Source organism: uncultured Aquimarina sp., from assembly GCF_947500065.1.
In the GTDB taxonomy this organism is placed as follows: domain Bacteria; phylum Bacteroidota; class Bacteroidia; order Flavobacteriales; family Flavobacteriaceae; genus Aquimarina.
Window position 1 is genome coordinate 195,612 of record NZ_CANMQT010000008.1, and the last position, 21,408, is coordinate 217,019.

The 21,408-nt window shown below is 32.6% G+C and carries 16 protein-coding genes; 9 read left to right on the forward strand and 7 right to left on the reverse strand.

Annotation, left to right across the window (positions count from 1 at the left end):
• Positions 1-99 precede the first annotated feature (99 nt).
• On the forward strand, positions 100-1,377 hold the full coding sequence (locus tag Q0975_RS20985; RefSeq protein ID WP_299440289.1) for a replication-associated recombination protein A: 1,278 nt from the start codon (positions 100-102) through the stop codon (positions 1,375-1,377).
• Positions 1,378-1,379: 2 nt separating this feature from the next.
• On the opposite strand, the gene Q0975_RS20990 is transcribed toward Q0975_RS20985, so the two are convergent.
• The 6 genes from Q0975_RS20990 to radC are packed head-to-tail and all read right to left on the reverse strand — an operon-like array spanning position 1,380 to position 6,955.
• Positions 1,380-2,234 carry a hypothetical protein gene (locus tag Q0975_RS20990; protein WP_299440290.1) on the reverse strand — a complete coding sequence of 285 codons (855 nt, stop codon included), beginning with the start codon at positions 2,232-2,234 and terminating at the stop codon, positions 1,380-1,382.
• A complete protein-coding gene (locus tag Q0975_RS20995; RefSeq protein ID WP_299440291.1) occupies positions 2,234-3,634 on the reverse strand; it encodes a DUF5723 family protein in 1,401 nt (466 codons plus the stop codon). The genes Q0975_RS20990 and Q0975_RS20995 overlap by 1 nt, the downstream gene beginning before the upstream one ends.
• Positions 3,631-4,221: a hypothetical protein gene (locus tag Q0975_RS21000; protein ID WP_299440292.1), complete on the reverse strand. Its 591-nt coding sequence runs from the start codon at positions 4,219-4,221 to the stop codon at positions 3,631-3,633. Before Q0975_RS21000 ends, Q0975_RS20995 begins: the two co-directional genes overlap by 4 nt.
• Before the next feature lie 46 nt (positions 4,222-4,267).
• Positions 4,268-4,951, reverse strand: coding sequence for a YjjG family noncanonical pyrimidine nucleotidase (locus Q0975_RS21005; protein WP_366889314.1), 684 nt, complete (start codon positions 4,949-4,951; stop codon positions 4,268-4,270).
• The gene (locus Q0975_RS21010; protein WP_299440294.1) at positions 4,938-6,248 is read right to left on the reverse strand and encodes a polysaccharide deacetylase family protein; all 1,311 of its coding nucleotides are present in this window, start codon (positions 6,246-6,248) and stop codon (positions 4,938-4,940) included. Before Q0975_RS21010 ends, Q0975_RS21005 begins: the two co-directional genes overlap by 14 nt.
• Before the next feature lie 8 nt (positions 6,249-6,256).
• Positions 6,257-6,955, reverse strand: coding sequence for a DNA repair protein RadC (gene radC / locus Q0975_RS21015; RefSeq protein WP_299440295.1), 699 nt, complete (start codon positions 6,953-6,955; stop codon positions 6,257-6,259).
• A 228-nt stretch (positions 6,956-7,183) separates the two neighbouring features.
• Between radC and Q0975_RS21020 the strand changes: the two genes are divergently transcribed.
• The 3 genes from Q0975_RS21020 (at position 7,184) to Q0975_RS21030 (ending at position 8,799) form a co-directional block, all read left to right on the forward strand.
• A complete protein-coding gene (locus Q0975_RS21020; protein ID WP_299440296.1) occupies positions 7,184-7,630 on the forward strand; it encodes a hypothetical protein in 447 nt (148 codons plus the stop codon).
• Positions 7,631-7,752: 122 nt separating this feature from the next.
• A complete protein-coding gene (locus Q0975_RS21025; RefSeq protein WP_299440297.1) occupies positions 7,753-8,196 on the forward strand; it encodes a DUF1569 domain-containing protein in 444 nt (147 codons plus the stop codon).
• Positions 8,197-8,199: 3 nt separating this feature from the next.
• Complete coding sequence (locus tag Q0975_RS21030; protein ID WP_299440298.1) at positions 8,200-8,799, forward strand: FMN-binding negative transcriptional regulator; 600 nt, start codon at positions 8,200-8,202, stop codon at positions 8,797-8,799.
• A 4-nt stretch (positions 8,800-8,803) separates the two neighbouring features.
• On the opposite strand, the gene Q0975_RS21035 is transcribed toward Q0975_RS21030, so the two are convergent.
• Entirely contained in the window at positions 8,804-10,156 is a 1,353-nt protein-coding gene (locus tag Q0975_RS21035) for a Mur ligase family protein (protein WP_299440299.1), read from the reverse strand.
• Positions 10,157-10,440: 284 nt separating this feature from the next.
• On the opposite strand from Q0975_RS21035, the gene Q0975_RS21040 reads away from it, so the two are divergent.
• From Q0975_RS21040 to Q0975_RS21060, 5 genes are all read left to right on the forward strand, one after another.
• On the forward strand, positions 10,441-16,536 hold the full coding sequence (locus tag Q0975_RS21040) for an MG2 domain-containing protein (RefSeq protein WP_299440300.1): 6,096 nt from the start codon (positions 10,441-10,443) through the stop codon (positions 16,534-16,536).
• Between the two features lie 284 nt (positions 16,537-16,820).
• Positions 16,821-18,248, forward strand: coding sequence for a serine hydrolase domain-containing protein (locus tag Q0975_RS21045; protein WP_299440301.1), 1,428 nt, complete (start codon positions 16,821-16,823; stop codon positions 18,246-18,248).
• Positions 18,249-18,406: 158 nt separating this feature from the next.
• Positions 18,407-18,898, forward strand: a complete 492-nt coding sequence (locus tag Q0975_RS21050; protein ID WP_299440302.1) for a GNAT family N-acetyltransferase — start codon at positions 18,407-18,409, stop codon at positions 18,896-18,898.
• A 168-nt stretch (positions 18,899-19,066) separates the two neighbouring features.
• Entirely contained in the window at positions 19,067-20,188 is a 1,122-nt protein-coding gene (locus Q0975_RS21055) for an inorganic phosphate transporter (RefSeq protein WP_299440303.1), read from the forward strand.
• 355 nt (positions 20,189-20,543) lie between these two features.
• Positions 20,544-20,993 (forward strand): hypothetical protein, encoded by a 450-nt coding sequence (locus Q0975_RS21060; protein ID WP_299440304.1) that lies wholly within the window; start codon positions 20,544-20,546, stop codon positions 20,991-20,993.
• Positions 20,994-21,408: the final 415 nt, after the last annotated feature.

Sequence of the window (21,408 nt, forward strand, 5' to 3'; positions counted from 1 at the left end):
CTCTTAAATCACAAAAAAACTGTATTAACCTAGTTAAATTCAAAATAAAGTTAATAATTATAATATCTCTAATAAGAGCTCTTTAGTACCTTTGTAGCCATGAATAAACCACTGGCAGAAAGAATACGACCTAAATCTTTAGAAGAATATTTAAGCCAAGAACACTTAATTGGCGATGACGGTTCTTTAACTAAGCAAATTAAAAAAGGAATTATTCCTTCTTTAATCTTATGGGGGCCTCCAGGAGTAGGAAAAACTACTTTAGCAAACATTATAGCTAAAGAATCAGAAAGACCCTTCTATACACTTAGTGCTATTAATAGTGGAGTAAAAGAGGTACGTGAAGTAATTGATAAAGCGAAACAAAGTGGCGGACTGTTTACTTCTAAAAATCCAATCTTATTTATTGATGAGATTCATCGTTTTAGTAAGTCTCAACAAGATTCTTTACTAGGCGCTGTAGAAAAAGGCTGGATCACACTAATTGGAGCTACCACAGAGAATCCCAGCTTCGAAGTGATTCCTGCATTGCTATCTCGTTGCCAAGTATATGTTCTTAATCCTTTTGGGAAAAAAGAATTAGAAGCGCTACTAGATAGAGCTATGAAACAAGACGAATATCTGCAATCAAAAAAGATAAAACTTAAAGAAACAGAGGCCCTTCTTAGACTAAGCGGTGGAGATGCCAGAAAATTATTAAACATCTTCGAACTAATAGTTTCTGGTCAAGATCAGGATACTATTATCATTACCAATGATCTTGTTCTAAAACTTGTACAGCAGAATACTGTAAGGTATGATAAAACAGGAGAACAACATTATGATATTATATCGGCATTTATTAAATCCGTTCGCGGAAGTGATCCAAATGCTGCAGTATATTGGCTAGCTCGAATGATTGAAGGAGGAGAAGATCTAAAATTCTTAGCTCGTAGAATGATAATATTAGCATCTGAAGATATCGGAAACGCTAATCCGACTGCATTAATTATGGCGAATAATACTTTTCAAGCGGTTACCATTATAGGATATCCTGAAGCCAGAATCATTTTAAGTCAATGCGCTGTATATCTGGCCACTTCTCCCAAAAGTAATGCCTCCTATATGGCTATTAATAAAGCACAACAGTTGGTAAGACAAACAGGAGATTTATCTGTACCATTGCATATTAGAAATGCTCCCACTAAATTAATGAAAGAATTAGGCTATGGTGAAGATTATAAATATGCTCACGACCATGGCAATAACTTTATTCAACAAGAATTTCTTCCCGAATCAGTAGAAAACACGAAGCTTTATGACCCAGGAAACAATCAACGAGAAAATGCATTAAGAACATTCCTTAAATCACGATGGGGAGATAAATATAATTATTAAGATTACTGACGAGCAAAAGTATCTGTAATCAATTTATCAGTTACTGGATTAATTCTATCTAGAATAAAATTCCCATATGCATCAAAATAACCATTACCACTTAAATCACCAGCCTGAATAATATAACTATTATCTCTACTTGATATAAATATTTTACCTATGGGAACTTTGGTATCCGCATTTTGTAGTAATTCAAAACCGTATGCTCGCCTTTCAAAAACATATACCTCATCATTATACATATAGGAGCCACTTTTTGCTACTGATACATTTTGTTTTGGAAGATTATTTTTTTGGTTATTTGTTATTTGCGCATCACTAGCTGTGGCAACTGGAGTTTCTCCTGACACAACAGTCTGTTTTGAAACAGCTGGCTGCTGAACAGTACTATTGTCATTTTGCGCAGAAGTTTCTTTTTTACCATTGTATTTATAATTAAGTGACTTTACATCCCTAAAAGCATTCCTAAGAGCTTCTTGATATGATTTTTTAAATTCCTTTTCTCTACTTGCTCCTTCTCTAGAAGTAAAAACGACTGCGCCGTTACAATCAATTAAATCTATTGTAAGTTTTGTTTTCAACAATCCTGATTTTTTTCTCACATCCGCTCTTAGTCCTTTACAACCGTTTCTCTTAAGATCTTCCGGTAATGCTTCGCCTCTTATAAAAGCAGTAAAACCACACTTTTCAAATAGAAACTTTGTCAAAGAGTTTAACTGATAATCATCGTTTTCCCTTAAAAAAACATACCCCTCTGGTACAATTACATACTTATAATCATTTACAGTATTCTGTGCATTAAAGTTGACAGTAAAAAAGATTGCAAGCCCAAAAAATAAAATACGTGTTATATTCATTACATTATTACATTAAATCCTAATTGAATAGATACTCCCCTAGCATCCGCAAGATTAGAAAATTCCAAAAGATTATTTGCCGAAATATAGAAATTAATTTTGTTAATATGCGTAGATAAAAGAAAACCTATATTCTTAAAAGAATAATCATCAACCGTATAAGTCAATTTTGTTCTAAGAAAATTAGATAAACGCTTGTAATAAAATAAAGAAGCTGCATACTGCGGTCTTTTGGGTCTAAACTGTGTAAACACCTGTAATCCAAAAGCATCACGATAGGGAGCTCCTTCTCCGTCCCAAAAACAATTACAACTATCATCCTCATATCTATTAAAAGAATACTTAATAGAACCATTAAGTTTTACAGGACGTAGCGCAGAATAGCTAGTATTTAACGTATCAATAGGTATTGCTTCTTCAAGTTCATCTAAAACATCTTGACCATTATCATCCGTAATTGGAGTCTCTAAACCTTCAAAAACAAAACTACCTTTTGCCTGATAAGTCTCAACATCCTTAGTGTAAAAAATCATCCCTAAATCAGTCATACTACCTGTTACGGTCCATTGATCCTCTAATTTATATGTAAATCCAACATCAAAACCAATACCTAAGTTTCCACCAAGAAAAGCTCTTCCTAAGAATTTATTTGTTACTTGTTTTGCTCCATCCGAATTATCTTCAGATTCAATATCACGCAAAAAGGCATATCCTGCCGTTTGAACACTCACATCTGCATTACTTATTACATGCTGATATATATTATTACCTTGAGGAGTTTCTATTGTAGTAAAAGTTCCTCTATTTTTGGTACTTCTGAAATTAAAAATACTAGAATACAACTTCGCTCTAGCACCAAAAGTAAGTTTCTTATTTACTTTTTTATTATATCCGAAATGATAAACTGTTAAAAGCTCTCCTGTAGCACTAACATTAGAGAATCTAAATGGGACATTAATAAAATCTTGATTTCCTTGATATGCTAAGACAGCAAAATCCTTAGGAAAATACACAATCAAATCGAGTTCCTGATACAACCCACCAGAATAATATAAATCTTTATCATTTTTGCTTCGCCAGCCAAAATTTATAAGATCCAATTGTTGAGTTAAAGTAAAAAAATCATTACTAGTTAGCGTATTAATTGTGTTTTCAATTTTGTCATTAATATCTCTACCATCATCCGCAAAAACATCATAAATAGAAGCTCCTCTAAAACCTACATTAAAATGTAATTGAGATAAAAAAGGCACTCCTGCATGGTACTTAAAATTGACATCCGCTCCTGGATTAAGCATTAGTGACTGAGGTAAGTCTGTAAAATCATATAAGGTTTCTTTATTCTGAGAATATATGGAGCATCCCAATAAACCTATAAAAAGGCATAGTAGAACTCTCATAGTTGATAATTTACATAATAACTAGCTTTTGATCTCAGATCCAGAACACCTCGTAAATCTGAATTTAAAGTAGGTACAATAATTTCTGTTGCTATTTTTTGAGCAGAAGCTAATTGATTTAAAGTTGCATTATCCAATACTATTGGATCTGGGTCAGAAAAAGAAATCACAGGTTCTGTCCCTTCACCTAATCCAGCCTGTACTGGAATACTATATAGTTGTCCTATAGGTTGACCATCTTGTGTTAAAAATTGAAATTGAATTGTAAATCCAACCTCAATGGTATTCCTTGCCTCTATTGTAAGCTCAACTCTGTCTAAATTATCTATAGCAAAATCAGTACCTACTAAATCATAATTTATCGTATCTCGTAAAACTTCAGGGGGAATTGTAAATTCAATATTTGGAGGAGTTCCTTGAGGGATATAATCTTCAATATCAAATTCAGAGTAAATAAAATCAGCCTCAAAAACCGGAGTAAGAACAACATCATCAAGCTGTTCAAAATCAAGCTCTTTCACACAAGAAGCCGTCATTAAAATTATGCTGGCAAATAGCAGCAATGCATGGATTTTTTTTGTTTTCATCTGGGGGAGTTGTTTAGTAATAACGAAAATATACAAATATTTATTACTAAATATGGTTTTTTATTTGATTTAATCTTGAAACCTGAATAGTTTCTTTAGGCAACCGTTCCTTATGATAGTTAAAACATATCGTCTTGATTCCTATAGCTTCAGCTCCAATAATATCAGCCTCATAATTATCTCCAATCATTAAACTTTTATCGATATCAGCACCAGAAACTTTGATAGCATGTTCAAATATAATAGGGTTTGGCTTTTTAACTCCTACCTGTTCACTGTTAGTTACTGTTCTAAAATAGTGTTTGATTTTAGAGTTAGAAAGTTTTGTATGTTGCACTTCACTAAAACCATTAGTAATGATATGCAATTGATATTTTGGCATTAAATATTCCAGCAACTCCTTTGCTCCTTCTATTAGGTAATTATTAAGTGGTAAAAAATTAATATAATCATCCGATAAAGCATCTATAATCTCTAATGGAAATTGCTCCCCCAAAAGAGCAAAAGCTTCCGTAAGACGACCTCTACGAAGTTCGGATTTAGTTACTCGCTCTTCTCTATATAATTTCCAATAGTGCAAATTTATTGGCTGATAAACCGATAAAAAATGATCAATTGAAATTTTAATTCCGAATTTATCAAACATCAACTGAAATGCTAAAGCAGAATTTTTATCAAAATCCCAAAGCGTATGATCTAAATCAAAAAATACATGATCAATTTTTTTCATCTTCATTCTTATTCCAAATAAACTCAAATATTGATTTCCAATAAGTTTGTTCATTAAGCTCACTAAACAAACCATTGCTAAAAACCGGGATAAACAAACCGTTTACTTTTTTAATTTTTTCTATATAAGCATCTAACTCTTGTTTTACAGCATATTCATTCCCTGCATTTTCAAAACTTTTGGGTGTACAACAAAAAGAATGTATTACCAAAGGTGTTTGTACCTCATAATCCAAATCATAAAACATAAATGGAGTACAAGTGCCAGCTCTGAAACCCGAATATTCTGGGTATCCCATAGAAAAATCTTCCTTTATTTCTAATTCAATAAAATTTCTGTAGGCTTCAGGTAATTTTATCTTATAAAAAGAACATAACGAATAGCGCAACTGTCTGTTAACAATATTCTCTATTCTGGTTTTTTCCTTTTTTAACATTGCTAAATCGGCTATCGCATCATAAGAAACCTTAAGACCAACATCCACATAATCAGAAACATGCTTAATTACTTCTTTATGTTCCAGATTATTATGGTTTATATTTTTCTCATAGTTCGTATAATCACCTAAACCAAAAAACATAAGACAATTCCTTATCTTGTTTTTTTGTAAATTAATAATAAAATCAAATGTATTATACGGATCTTTTTTAATTCCAAGTAACACCTTAATCCTATCCGTTACTTCGCTTATCTTTAATTGCCATAGATCACGAATACCACCTCCTATTGATCTTAAAATTCCTTTTTGCCAATATGCAAAGGTTTGATTCACATATAAAATAGGTTGTATATTAAACTCTTTTTCCTGAAATGCTATATCTGGATACTTATCCCTTAAAATATTTTTGAATTTAAATGCCCAGATATCAACAACAGGTTCCTCTAAAAATCCATTTTGATACGCTATACTTTCTGTTGCTGTAAACCGTCCGAGTTCATCTTTTACATGCGGAAGATACTCTTCATATCTTGTGAGCAAATAAAAGGTAGCTGAAAAAATATCAAATTTTAGTGCAGCATCACTATGTTTTACTTGAAAAAAACATTGAGTATCTTCCCAAGGAACAACCTGTATATCTACCTCATTAAATCCATGCTCAAAAAGCAAATCTACACTCTGAAAATAAAGTTCCTTCCCTAATGGCTGTTTACCATAAGATAGTTTAGGACCATCATGTGCAATGAAGGATTCTATTTTAGAAGTAAAGTCAACCTCCAATCCCAAAATTCGCTTGCAGATATGCTTAAACGTATACGTTACTCTTGGGGTTATTTTTTGAACATAAACTAATAACATACTTATAATTATAGTATAACTTCATCTGCAAAGCTAAAATACTTCTTTTCTGTTATTATCAAATGATCTAACAACTTTATATCTAAACTTACTCCTGCTTGTTTTAATTTTTGAGTTAATGCTTTATCAGATTGACTAGGCATTAACGATCCACTTGGATGATTATGAGCCAAAATAATAGACGTTGCACCAAACTCTAACGCATATCTGTACACAATTCTGGGATCTACCAATGTTCCCGTCTTCCCTCCTATACTTATTTGCTTTTTCTGTAGTACTTTATTTGAATTATTGAGATAGAGTACCCAAAACTCTTCATGTTCTAAATCCCCAACAAGAGGACTAAGAATATCGAACACATCTTTGCTGCTAGTGATCTTAGATACAACTGGAACATCCTCTTCCCTCCTCCTTCTCCCTAGTTCTAGACCTGCAACAATAGAAATTGCCTTAGCTTCTCCAATACCCTTAAAATTCATTAACTGCTTTACCGATAGTTTTCCTAAGGAGTTAATTTGATGATCGACACTTGCTAAAATTCGTTTACTTAATGCCACTGCACTTTCATCTCTATTTCCAGAACCAATAAGAATTGCAATTAATTCTGAATCACTTAATGCATTCTTCCCTTTAACCAACAATTTCTCCCTTGGACGATCATTTTCATTCCATTCCCTGATAGAAAATGAAGAATTATATTCACTCATACAAATTTTTTGTTCAGTTTTATTCCCTAAACTTCTTACTATATAAGTATAAAGTATTTATCTCAAATACAAGATATTATTGCGAAAAATATACAAACAAATTTTGTTAATTATGTCAATACTTAGGGATTCAACATATATATATTTGTTTGAAAATGAAAGTTTTACTATATTTGACCACCCATAATCTAAAAACATTGAATTTAACAACCTCAAATTAACCTATTTATGAAGAACATTTTTACTTTCGTATTATTATTGGCTACTATTAGTTTCTATGGACAAGACAAGAAACGCATTAGTTTTTTAAACTTAGTAGGAAACCACATACAAGTACCTAGAGGATGTCAAGCACAATCTGAATATGAACTACAAGCCTGTAATGGAACCTCTATAAAATGGGATTATTACAGTGATGATATGTTATCTGCCGTTTTTGATGCTACAATTAATGCTTTTGGAGCAAGTAATTCATCGAAAACTGAAGTAACTTTTACTTCTTTTGGATCTCAACTTAAGGGATATAAATTTAAGGCTGGAACTACTTTTCAGTACTTTTTAATGGGAAAAATTAAAGACCAGCCCTTGATGATCAATTTAGGAACACCAGCAGATATTTCTGCTAACGGTGACCTAGAAGGTATTCTTAAACTTGTTTTTGAAAAAGTAGGCTAGGAACCTTTTTTCAGTTTTAGTATTTATTGAAGAGTTATTTAATAATAGCTTAGTATTTCTATATCCAATTTTTAAAATAATTCTGTTATTTTTGGGTATTGAATGCTAAACAACACTTGATTATGAAATCCCTCTTTGATGAAACCGCGAAAAACGAAATAGAAAATCGTATTCATAAATTATCAAATGCCAGTATTCCTGTCTGGGGTAAGATGGATATTTCTCAAATGTTTTATCATTGTCAATTTCCATTGAAAATCGCGCTTAAAAAAGAATATCCTCCAATGAAACCTAGTATATTGGCTAAATTGTTCTTTAAAAAAGCGATGTACAACGATAAACCTTGGAAGAAAAATTTGCCAACTCACCCAAAACTTAAGGTAGTAGATTCAAAAGTTTTTGAAGAAGAAAAACAAAGGTTATTAGAATTGGTAACAGAATTCTCTGATAAGAGAACTGTTTCTGAATGGGATCCGCATCCCATGTTCGGAAAATTCACAAAAGATCAATGGGGTAAGATGCAATACAAACATCTAGATCATCATTTACAACAATTTAGCGTATAGTCTGTGTATCCTCCAAAACATCACCAAGACTATAATATTGAAAATATTAAGAGCGTCGCGATTGCTTATCCTTTCGCAACCTTAATATCAGCGCAGGACACAACACCTTTTGTCACGCATGCACCTCTTATTTTTCATGGCAACAAACTTGTGGGACATATTGATGCCAACAATCCGCATGTTAAACTTTTAAAAAACAACTACCCTATTATTGCTATTTTTCAAGGACCACAAACCTATATTTCTCCAGCAATATACACTACTAAACAATTACCTACCTGGAACTATATCATTGCACACGCCAGAGGTAGCGTTAAGGAAATTAAAGATCCAGAATCCATAAAAAAGTCTATGGTAACCATGACAGAATTTCTGGAAGCTCCTAACCAGAAATTTAAATTATCGATAGAAGATCCAAGAATGGATCGCTTAGTTCCTTACATCTATTGCTTCGAAATTGAAGTGCAGCAATGGGAAGGGAAATTCAAACTTAGTCAGGATAAAGTGCCTGCTGATATCGAAAATGCTAAGCAAGAATTAATAAAAAATAATCAAAAAAATGTTGCTGATTTTGTTAATGGATTGTTTGAGAATCATTTTTAAAAGCCTAAATCATCCCCTTAACCTCATCAAAATCTAAACCACCATAATTACCACTACTCATCAATAATAAAGCAGAGTCTGTAAAGTCTTTCTGATTTAAATACGTTTTAAATTCTTCTGGATTAGTGTATATAATCAGGTCTTTTCTTTTAAACGCTTGTGCTATTTGATCCGCAGACACTTCTTCTAGCTGTTTTATTTTTACTGCATGTGGAGAATAAAAGACCACTGCCTCATCAGCTGCATTTAGTGCTCCTTCATATTCTTTCAAAAACTCAGCATTGAGGCTACTATAGGTATGCAACTCAAGACAAGCTACTACTTGTCTATCTTTATATTGTTCTTTTACTGCTTTGGTAGTAGCGCTTACTTTAGATGGACTATGCGCAAAATCTTTATACGCTACAGCAGAACTACTCTCTGCTATTTTCTCTAAACGTTTAGATGCTCCGGTAAAAGATGCAATTGCTTCATAAAATTCATCCTCATCAATTCCCATATGCTGACAAATCCATTTAGCTCCTGCTAGATTGCTAAGATTATGAGCTCCAAAAACTTCAATTGGCATTTCTCCTTCTGGTGTTTGCAACAGAGTTTCTCCATTCTCAACACGATATTCTGGCGTACTATATGGTATTTTCCGAATCTGGTTTTCTGAGTTTTCTACAACGTTAACTACTTCAGGATCTTCTTCATTATAATTGATGCTTCCTCCACGAACAATACTATCTATAAAAATCTGAAACTGTTCCACATAATTATCAAATGTCGGAAACACGTTAATATGGTCCCAAGCGATTCCACTTAGCAGTGCTATATTGGGCTGGTATAAGTGAAATTTTGGTCTCCGATCTATCGGCGAAGAAAGGTATTCATCTCCTTCTAACACCATAAAGTCGTTGTCTTCTGTAAGATGAACCATAGTATCAAAACCTTCTAATTGAGCTCCAACCATGTAATCCACTTCCTTTTCATGATAATGCAATACATGCAAAATCATGGAAGTAATGGTCGTTTTACCATGAGAGCCGCCAATTACTACACGTGTTTTATTTTTGGATTGTTCATATAGAAATTCAGGGTAAGAATATATTTTCAACCCTAATTCCTGAGCCTTATTTAGTTCTGGATTATCTTCCTTAGCGTGCATTCCTAATATAATAGCATCTATATCTTCAGTAACCTTTTCAGGATACCAACCAAAATCTTTCGGCAATAATCCATAACGATCTAATCTTGATTTTGAAGGTTCAAAAATCACATCATCACTTCCAGTTACTTCATATCCTTTTTGATGAAGTGCCATGGCAAGATTGTGCATCGCACTTCCTCCTATAGCAATAAAATGTACACGCATAATTATATTCTTGATTAGAAAGAGTAAAGATACAATCTACAATCAATAATGAAAGAATGTAGAAATGAAAAAACAAAAAAGACAAAAAATAGGGAAGCCTTTAACCTAATTATGAGTTCATTTACTCACTAAATTAATATTGTCACTAATCAAAACAAGGTTTTCCCTAATTTATCGTTGCAATTATGTAGCTTTATATAGTTATTTACTTTTTACAAATCTATACCTAAGAATATGGTACAAGACTTGTATTATTGTTTTAACAAACACAAAAAATCAAACAGATGAAAAAATATATCATTCTTGTTTTCATACTCTTTATTACAAACCTAAATTATATGATGGCTCAGAACAACTATCAAGACGATTGGAAAAAAGTAGAAGATTTTGATCGGCAAGGATTACCCAAGTCTGCATTAGAAATTGTAGAAACTATACACACCGGTGCAAAAAAAGCTAATAATACGAATCAGATCACCAAAGCTTTAATATACAAAGCAAAGTATACGTTAGTTTTGGAAGAAAATGCACAATTAAATATTATTGAAGAATTTAAAAATGAAATTGCTAATAGTAAGTTTCCTAGTCGAAATATTCTGGAAAGCGTTTTAGCAAATCTGTATTGGCAATACTTCCAAGAGAATCGATGGCAATTTTATAACCGAACCAAAACTTCGGAAAAAGTAGATAAAGAAGATTTCAGAACATGGGATTTAGAAACCCTGTTCGCTGAAATCCATTTGTATTACCAAGAATCACTAAATAACGGGCTACTGTCACAGCAAACAGATCTTGCTCAATTTAAAGATATCCTTACAGAATCTTACGATTCTAAAATATACAGACCAACGCTTTTTGATTTTTTATCTCATAACGCATTAGCATTTTACAAAACTTCAGAAACTAGCATTACCAAACCGGCTTATGCATTCGAGATAGATTCACCAGAGTATCTAAAAGACCACCAACAATTTTCGGTAATTAAAATTAACACACAAGATTCTTTATCGTTACAATTTCATGCGTTAAAAACATATCAAAATCTTATCAATTTTCATAAAAGAGATCAACAACCTGATGCATTGATTGAAGTAAATATAGAACGTCTAAAATTCATACATGAGAACGCTATATTTAGTGATAAACAAGAACTTCTGTTAGCCACTTTACTTTCAGAAAAAGAAAAACATAAAAACAGTCCTGCTTCTACGCTCTACGACTATGAGATTGCAAGTCTATACCAAACACAGGCTGCGACCTATATTCCCACTGAAAATGAAACGCATCGATGGACGCTTCAGAAAGCCTTAAAAGTTTGTGAAGCAGCGATAGCTAAATATCCAAAATCAAGAGGATCCAAAAATTGCGCTTATTTAAAAGAACAAATTCTTGATAATCAGATTAACAGTATCAAAGTAGAAAGTTACATTCCGATAAACAAACCATCACGACTTTTAGTAAATTATAAAAATCTGGAACTACTCTATTTTAAGGTTTTGAAAGTTAATCAAAGTCAATTAAAATCTTTTCAGAAAGTTTATGAGCTAAAAAAACGAGTAGCTTTTCTAAATAAACTAACCGTAGTTAATTCCTGGGAAACCAAACTTCTTGATGAAAAAGACTACCAAAATCATGCTACGGAAATTTTGGTTCCTGAATTAACACAAGGCTCATACCTTATTATAGGATCTATGTCAAAAGATTTAAGTGAAAGTCATACATTTTCCTTTGGTAACCTTCAGGTTACTAACCTAACACTTGTTGAAAACAAAAAAACAAGCGAAACAAAGTTTCAGGTAATAGACCGAAACACTGGTGCTCCGATTCCGAAAGCCAATATCAAACTGTTTTCAGAAAACCGAAGAAATAGCTTAAACCAAACCCTAATTACCAACGAAAAAGGAGAAGCCTCTTTTACCAAAGAAGGTTATTATTATAATGTATTAGCAACGGTAACTAAAGGAACTGACAAAGCCTTTTTTAGAGGACTATATCTTAATCAATACGGTAGCAATAACGAACCAGATATAAGTACTAGACGCACCTCTTTTCTTTTTACAGATCGAAGTATTTACAGACCAGGACAAACTGTATACTTCAAAGGAATTATGATGGCTGCTACAGGTAAAGAAGATCCAAACGTAGTTGCTAATAGGCAAACTTTTGCCAAACTAATAGATGTAAACGGACAAGAAGTTAAGTTATTAAATTTTACGACTAATGAGTATGGATCCTTTGCAGGAGAGTTCATACTACCTTCTTCTGGATTAACCGGTAACTATACGATACAAACAGATAATTATAATAGTACTTCTATTTCTGTAGAAGAATATAAGCGGCCTAAATTTGAAACAAAATTTAATCCGGTTACAGAAACCTACAAGATTAATGACAGTATTAAACTTACAGCAACCGCTACTGCTTATGCGGGAAGTAATATTACTGATGCCAAAGTTGTATATCGAGTATATAGACAAGTACAATACCCTCGTTGGTGTTATTGGTTCCCGAGAAACAGTGAGGAACAAGAAATAACACATGGAGAAACTAAAACTAATGATGTTGGAGAATACAACATTACATTTGCTGCGTTGTCTGACAAAAGTGTTTCTAAAGATAATCAGCCGGTATTCAGCTATAAAATCACTGCAGATGTTACGGATATTAATGGAGAAACAAGAAGTACAACAACGTATGTTAATGTTGGATACCACGCATTAACAGCCTCCATAAACATTGCTTCGAAAATTGATAAAACCAAAAAGGACAATACACTCAGCATCGCTACTCAAAATCTAAATAATGAATTTGTAGCGAATACTGGAAGTCTTAAAATATATAAGCTACAGGCTCCAGAATGTTCTATGCGAGTTCGTCCTTGGAAAGCTCCTGACTACAGTGGTTTCACCAAAGAAGAATTCAAAAAATTATTTCCAAATGACGCATATAACAATGAGGATGATTTCAGAAGTTGGGAAAAAGGAACCTTGGTATTTGATAAAACCTATGATACTAAAGAAACAAACGATAATTCTAAAGGTACCAAAGACATATCCCTTAATTCAATCAAAAAGTGGGAAACAGGTAAGTATACTATAGAACTCAATACCAAGGACAGGTTTGGACAGGAAGTAAAAGATATTCAATATATAGATGTATTTGATCAATCAGACAAAACCATTTCTGATAGCAAACTATTTGAAATTACTACGAATAAAAACACGTACAATATCGGGGATGAAATCATTCTAAAATTAAGTTCCGCTTCAGAAAATATTACCGTAACTATAGATATCGAAAAAAACCGAAAGGTTATTGAAACCAAACTTATTTCACTATCTAATAGCAGTAAAACTATCAAAATACCGGTAAACAAAGAAGATCTTGGAGGATTTGCTATTACCTATAGTTTTGCTAATTACAATGGATACCAAAGTGGAGTGCTGCCTATTGCAGTTCCTTACGAGCCAACAGAACTTACTATAGAGACCAAAACGTTTAGAGATAAACTACAACCAGGACAACAAGAAACTTGGAGTTTTACGGTAAAAGGTCCAAAAGGTGACAAAGTTACTGCAGAACTTTTGGCTAGTATGTACGATGCTTCTTTAGATCAATTTAGACCACATCAATGGTATTTTAATCCAATCAACAGACCTATTTACTATTCATATTCACAACGAAATGCTACTAGAAGTTTTACTCAAGAAAATTTTAATATTTACGATCAACAACGCTGGACTGCTAGTTTCCAGCATCAAGGGTATGATCAGCTGAACTGGTTTGGATTGTATTTTGGACAAAGTCATCGTTTTAATAGTTTTGGATCTCAAAAGAGAATGAGCAGAAGCAAATCTGCTCCCGCTCCCCAAGCATCTATGGCTATGGAAATGGCGGATGATGTAGAAATGGAAAAAGTGGCAATAGCTGGAAATCCAGGCCAGGAAAAAAAAGAAAGCGATTCTCTAGGTCGCGCAGAAAACGAAAGTAATAAGAAAGAGGACCAAAAAGAGCCATCTCTAGAAGGTATCAAAATCCGAAAAAACCTGCAAGAAACCGCTTTTTTCTTTCCGCAATTGACTACAGATCCTGAAGGCAATATTAGCTTCAACTTTACTGCTCCTGAGGCATTGACTAAATGGAAACTACAATTACTTGCTCATACTAAGGAGTTAAATGCAGGCACACAACTATTAGAAACAGTTACACAAAAGGAATTAATGATCTTACCAAATCCTCCAAGGTTTTTAAGAGAAGGAGATCAAATTATTCTGAGTTCTAAAGTATCCAATATCTCTACCAAAGATCTTACAGGTATTATAGAATTACAACTAACCGATGCCTTAACAGGAAAGTCAATTGATACGGATTTACAGAACACCAATATCCGTCAGAATTTCTCTGTAAAAGCAACCGGAAACACAAATGTATCTTGGAATCTTCAGGTTCCTGATAATGTACAAACTGTGCAGTATAAAATTGTAGCTAAAGCAGGAGATTTTTCTGATGGCGAGCAAAACGTACTACCTGTATTATCCAACAGAATGATGGTAACAGAAACATTACCGATGTGGATACGTTCTGATCAGACAAAGACGTTTACTTTAGATAAATTAAAGAACAATACATCTACAACACTAAAAAACCATAAGCTTACGTTAGAAATGACTTCTAATCCGGCGTGGTATGCAGTGCAAGCGCTACCCTACTTGATGGAATATCCATACGAATGTGCAGAACAAACATTCTCTAGATATTATGCTAATTCATTAGCTAGTCATATCGCTAATTCTAATCCTAGAATTCAGGAAGTATTTAACCAGTGGAAAAACACAGACGCTTTACTCAGTAATCTAGAAAAAAATCAAGAACTAAAATCTTTAATAATCCAGGAAACACCTTGGTTACGGGATGCACAGAGCGAGACGGAGCAAAAGAAGCGAATTGCATTGCTTTTTGATCTTAATAAGATGAATAATGAATTACAAAGAGCTATCAACAAACTACAGCAGTTACAATATGGTTCTGGAGCTTTTCCTTGGTTTAAAGGAGGAAGAGAGAATCGTTACATCACACAACATATTGCTGCAGGTTTTGGGCACTTAAAAAAACTAGGAGTCACCAAATTTGATGGAAGCACTCAGAACATGCTCCAAAAATCGGTTCGTTATCTCGATCAAGAATTTGTAAAAGAATACGAAGAACTCAAAAAGTATTGCAAGCGTAATAATATTGATATCAATAAAGATCATCTGAGTCATACACAAGTTCATTATCTGTATATGCGCAGTTTCTTTTCTGATATAAAAAGAGCCAATAACACCAATGAAGCTTGGGATTATTATTTGAGACAGTCCAAAAAATACTGGCTTGATAGAGGTTTATATTCTCAAGGGATGTTGTCTTTGATACTACATCGAAACGATGATACCAATACAGCTACCAAAATCATTAGATCTTTAGATGAAAAAAGTATCACTAGCGAAGAACTAGGTATGTACTGGAAATCGAATACAGCCAGTTGGTATTGGTATCAAGCACCAATAGAAACACAAGCATTAATGATTGAAGTTTTTGCAGAAATCGAACAAGAACCTAAAAAGACAGAGATTGTAGATAACCTTAAGGTTTGGTTATTAAAAAACAAACAAACCAATCGATGGAAAACCACTAAAGCGACCACAGAAGCGGTATATGCCTTATTATTACAAGGTAGTGACTGGTTATCTGTAACCGATATGGTCGAAATAGTATTAGGAGATCAAAAAATTGATCCTAGCCAGATGGAGGATGTAAAAGTAGAAGCCGGAACAGGGTATTTTAAAACTTCCTGGAACGGAAATGAAATACAGAAAGATATGGCTACTGCCAAAATCACCAAAAAAGGAAAAGGAATTGCTTGGGGAGCACTGTACTGGCAATATTTTGAAAACCTGGACAAGATTACCTCGGCAGAAACGCCACTTAAACTAAAGAAAAAGTTATTCTTAAAAAAGAATACAGACCGAGGCGAAGAGATTACAGAGATCACCGATGACACGCAATTACAACTAGGAGATTTAGTAAGAGTCCGTATAGAATTGAGGTCAGATCGCACCATGGAGTTTGTACATATGAAAGATATGAGAGCCTCTGGATTAGAACCGATCAATGTCATCTCGCAATACAAATATCAAGATGGATTAGGGTATTATCAGAGTACCAAAGATGCTTCTACTAACTTCTTCTTTGATTATTTACCAAAAGGAGTGTACGTATTTGAATATGACCTACGTGTAAATAACAAAGGTGATTTCTCTAATGGCATCACTACAATCCAGAGCATGTATGCACCAGAGTTCAGTAGTCATTCTGAAGGAGTGAGAGTGAAGGTTAAGTAATAGAAAGAAAAGCGTCAATTCGATACTTTATAAATACAACAAAACCACATATTAATCTATGTGGTTTTGTTATGTGGGGGATTTTACATTATTTTTAGAAAGTAATATAAAAACTAAGCGTTGATTTAAACGTTTAAATCAACGCTTACAAATGATTACACACATATTTTATATATGGGAAATATAGGACAGGTATCCTATATTCTCATGTTGTAACCAATTAGAGAAACATCGCACTATTCAAAAAAAAAAAGCGTTCTGAAATTAAATCAATCAAAAACTAAATGAAAAAAATCTTATTTCTATCAATCATTCTTATTGGAATTATTTCTTGTAAAAACGAAAAACAAAATGTTGAAAATAAAATTATTCCAAATGAAAAATCGAGCAAACTTGACACTCTTTTTACTGAACTATATCAAAATGGAGCTTTTAACGGAAATGTACTTGTAGCTGAAAGTGGAAATATAATTTTTAAAAAAAGTTATGGGCTTGCTAATGAAGAATCAAATGAACAATTAAATAAAGAAACTATCTTTGAATTAGCATCTGTTTCTAAACAATTTACTGCAATGGGAATTGTTCAGCTCGAAAAAAAAGAAAAATTATCTTATAATGATTTAATAAGTAAATATGTTCCAGAATTAGGAAAATATAAAAACATTACGATTAAAAATCTTTTGACACATACAGGTGGACTTCCAGATTATATGGTACTTTCAGAAAACAATTGGAATAAAACAAAAATTGCAACTAATGAGGATATAATAAACCTTTTCAAAGAGTTTGAGCCAAAAAAGAAATTTGAACCAAATGATAGATGGGACTACAGCAATACAGGTTATTTACTTTTAGCAACTATAATTGAGAGAGTTAGCGGATTATCTTTTGAGCAATATTTAAAAAAGAATGTTTTTGAGCCATTAGAAATGGAGAACACTTTTATTTATAGAAGAAGATTTCAACCAAAAGAAGTTAAAAATTATGCGCAAGGTTATATTTACTCTGATAGCTTAAAGAGAAAAATATTACCAGATGAATTAGGAAAGGACTATTACGCTATTTATTTAGATGGAATCGTAGGGGATGGAATGGTAAATTCTAATGCAACAGATTTATTAAAATGGGATAGAGCTCTTTATGAAAATAATTTAATCAATGATGAAGATAGAAAAATGATTTTTTCTTCATACAAAACCAAAGATAATTCAGAAACTGATTATGGTTTTGGTTGGATGATTGATAGCACAAAAACTTATGGAAAAATTGTTTTTCATTCAGGTGGTTGGGCAGGATATAGAACTTACATAGAAAGAGATTTAGATAATGATAAAACAATAATAATTCTTCAAAATAATTCAACTTCCAAAACAGTAATTCCTAAAAAGAATACCCGTAGAATTTTATATAATCAAGAAGTTGAAAAACCAATTAAATTAGATAATAACATTTTAAAAATTTATGCTGGAAAATATCTAAATGACAAGCAAAAGGAAAGAGAAATAGTATTTGAAAATGATAAACTTTATGCTCGAATGAGTCCTGATTTTAAAATGGAACTTGTGCCAGTATCTAAAACTAAATTTATTGTTGATGGATATTCACCAGAAGTCACTTATACATTTCAACTGAATAAAAACGGAGAGGTAGAAAAATATAGAGTACAACAAGAATCTCAAGGTGTTGATAAAGAAGCTAAACGAATAAAATAACTGGCTACAACACCATATAAAATTAATTGCTTGGTTCAAGTCGATTTACGAAAATCCTCTCGGACTTTCGATCTCTGATGTATTTGCTAACTTTAGTGTTTAAATCATGCAACTAATCTTATACAAGACCGTTACCTATCATTAAGAAACCATAAAGATTGAATATTAGAAAAGCAATAGAATCCGATTTTGACCAAGTTTGGCAGATATTCTCAGAAGTCATTAAAACTGGAGACACCTATGTCTTTAATCCAAATACACCACAAAAGGACTTGAAAAAGCATTGGTTTGCTGACTATATGGAAACTTACGTAATGGAAGAGAATGAACAAATACTCGGAACATATATAATAAAGCCTAATCAAATTGATTTAGGAAATCATATTGCAAATTGCAGCTATATGGTAAATCCTGATGCACAAGGAAAAGGAATTGGGAAAAAACTTTGTGAACACTCGCTTAAAATAGCGAAGGAAAATAACTATGAAGGAATTCAATTCAATATCGTGGTAAGTACTAATAAAGGCGCTGTGAAATTATGGGAAAAATACGGATTTCAAATAATTGGAACCACTCCTAAAGGATTTAGACACTCTGAATTAGGCTTGGTGGATACTTATATTATGTATAAAAATTTAAAAGAAAAATAACAAAAAATAACTTACAACAATTTGCATATTGCATATGCACCTTTCTGGATGCAAACACAACATACAAGAAGCGTTGTACGCAAGCAAGCCAAAGCCAAAAATTTAATTTGCGCGTAATTTATATTGAATTAAGTCGACTATTAACTTAATTTTACAATACTATAATTTATGATTTTAATACTACTTTTCATTGCAGCTTGTTTTCTAGCTTATAGTAATGGTGCTAATGATAATTTTAAAGGTGTTGCAACTTTATTCGGTAGCGGAACTCTCAATTATAAAAAAGCAATTATTTGGGCAACTTCTACAACATTTGCAGGATCAGTTGCTGCTATTTTTTTAGCTAACACTTTGGTGAAAAATTTTTCCGGTAAAGGTTTAGTTCCTGATTCTTTAATTCAATCACCGGAGTTTGCAATATCAATTGCTCTAGGAGCAGCGATAACTGTATTTATAGCTACAAAAATTGGAATGCCTATCTCTACAACCCATAGTTTAGTAGGAGCTTTGTTTGGAAGCGGAGTTGTTGCAGTTGGGTCTTCATTTAATTTCGAAAAATTAGGAGGCACCTTTTTAATGCCATTAATTGTGAGCCCTCTTATGGCTGCTGTGGTTAGTTTTCTTGCATATCTGATTTTTAAAAAACTACGAAAAACAGCTGGAATTACTAAAGAAACCTGTGTATGTATCGGTGAAGAAATAATTCCAGTTATAAGGACTACGAATTCAAACGAATTTATAACTGTTGATGGAAAAAACCAAAATACTCTGAAAGTATCCAGCGAACTAAAATGTATTGAATCGTACAAAGGGATTTTTTTTGGAATTAACTCGCAAAAATTATTAGATTTTGCGCATTACATTAGTGCGGGTATAGTCAGCTTTGCAAGAGGATTAAATGATACTCCAAAAATTGTAGGACTTTTAATTGTCATTAATGCAATGAACATTACATGGGGAATGATTGCAGTGGCAATAGCAATGGCCACAGGAGGTCTTATCAATGCCAAGAAAGTTGGGGAGATGATGAGTAAAAAGATTACACCAATGAATAGCGGTCAAGGATTTACAGCTAATTTAGTCACAGGGCTTTTAGTTACAACTGCTAGTGTGCACGGACTACCTGTTTCAACGACACATGTATCGGTTGGTTCGATTTTCGGGATAGGAACTGTAACAAAAAAAGCTGATTTAAAAGTAATTAGAAATATATTAATATCTTGGTTACTGACATTGCCGATTGCTGCTATTTTTAGTGGGATTATTTATTGGATTTTAATGACGATATAAAATCGCCAGTGTATAACAATCAGTTATTTGGTGAGTTAGATATAAATCAAAATTGATAAAATCCAGCGTAAAACATTACTGAACAACTACTTAACCAAAAGGGGTGAGTTTTATTAACTAAGAAGTTAAATCAAAACATAAAAAATTGGTTCTGTGTTAAACTCAAAATTCAATACCTTTTTGCAATGACGCTAGATACCCAGTCAAGCTGAGTACAAGCTTTTATAAATTAAACAAGAAATAAAAATGCGCACTTGCCTACCTGACAAATGGCAGGCAGGGATAAATTAATTGGTTCAAGCATACTTACATTGTTCCGATTCATATATTTGCCGTTAGTAACAAGTAAAACAAAATGGAATTTAATACACAAAAAGTCATAAAAAAATCTGAAACTACTAAGTATATTTCGATTGGGTTAATGATTTATGGGCTAATCAAACTTTTTAGTTTTAATTGGCCGTACCAATTTACTACTTCATCAATTTTAGGATTAGTACAGGTGATATTATTTCCTATTCTTGGAATTATTTTACTAATAAGTAGTTTGAAAAAAATAAAAATGATAAATGGGGATTTTATAAATTTCAAAGAAGATGTATTGCATATTAAATCACGAGGTATTGAAAAAGAAACCCATGGAGTTGACAAAATAAAGTCAATAAAAATAAATCTTGATGATATAATTGTAGATTATATAGATGGATTATCCTTAAAAATAAATTTAGTTGATTATACAGATACTTCAACTCGAAAAGAAATAAAGAATAATTTTAAAAATAGATATTCCGAACTCATTAAATAATTACCAAATAGACAGCAGCCAGTTGCTAACATTATATATAAAATCAGAGGAGTTTAGTGCTAGATAGAAAGGTCATTTCCTCTTTTCAGTGGCGCTAGATACCTAGTCAAGCTGAGCACAAACTTTTATACATTAACCAAGAAATAAAAATGTGCACCTGCCTACCTGACAAATGGCAGGCAGGGATAAATCGATTGATTCAGGTTTGTTTACCTTGCTCCAATTCATATATTAAACGCTCTATATCATCAAAAACGCCAATCCATTGACTTAAGATAAGAAATGACTAAATTCGAATATTAAAGCGATATAGAGCAATGTATATAGCGCATAACTACACTTCGGGATAGCTAAGACACCATACACTTAACGTTGTGTATCATTAGAAATTCAGCTTCATTAACTAAAACAAAAT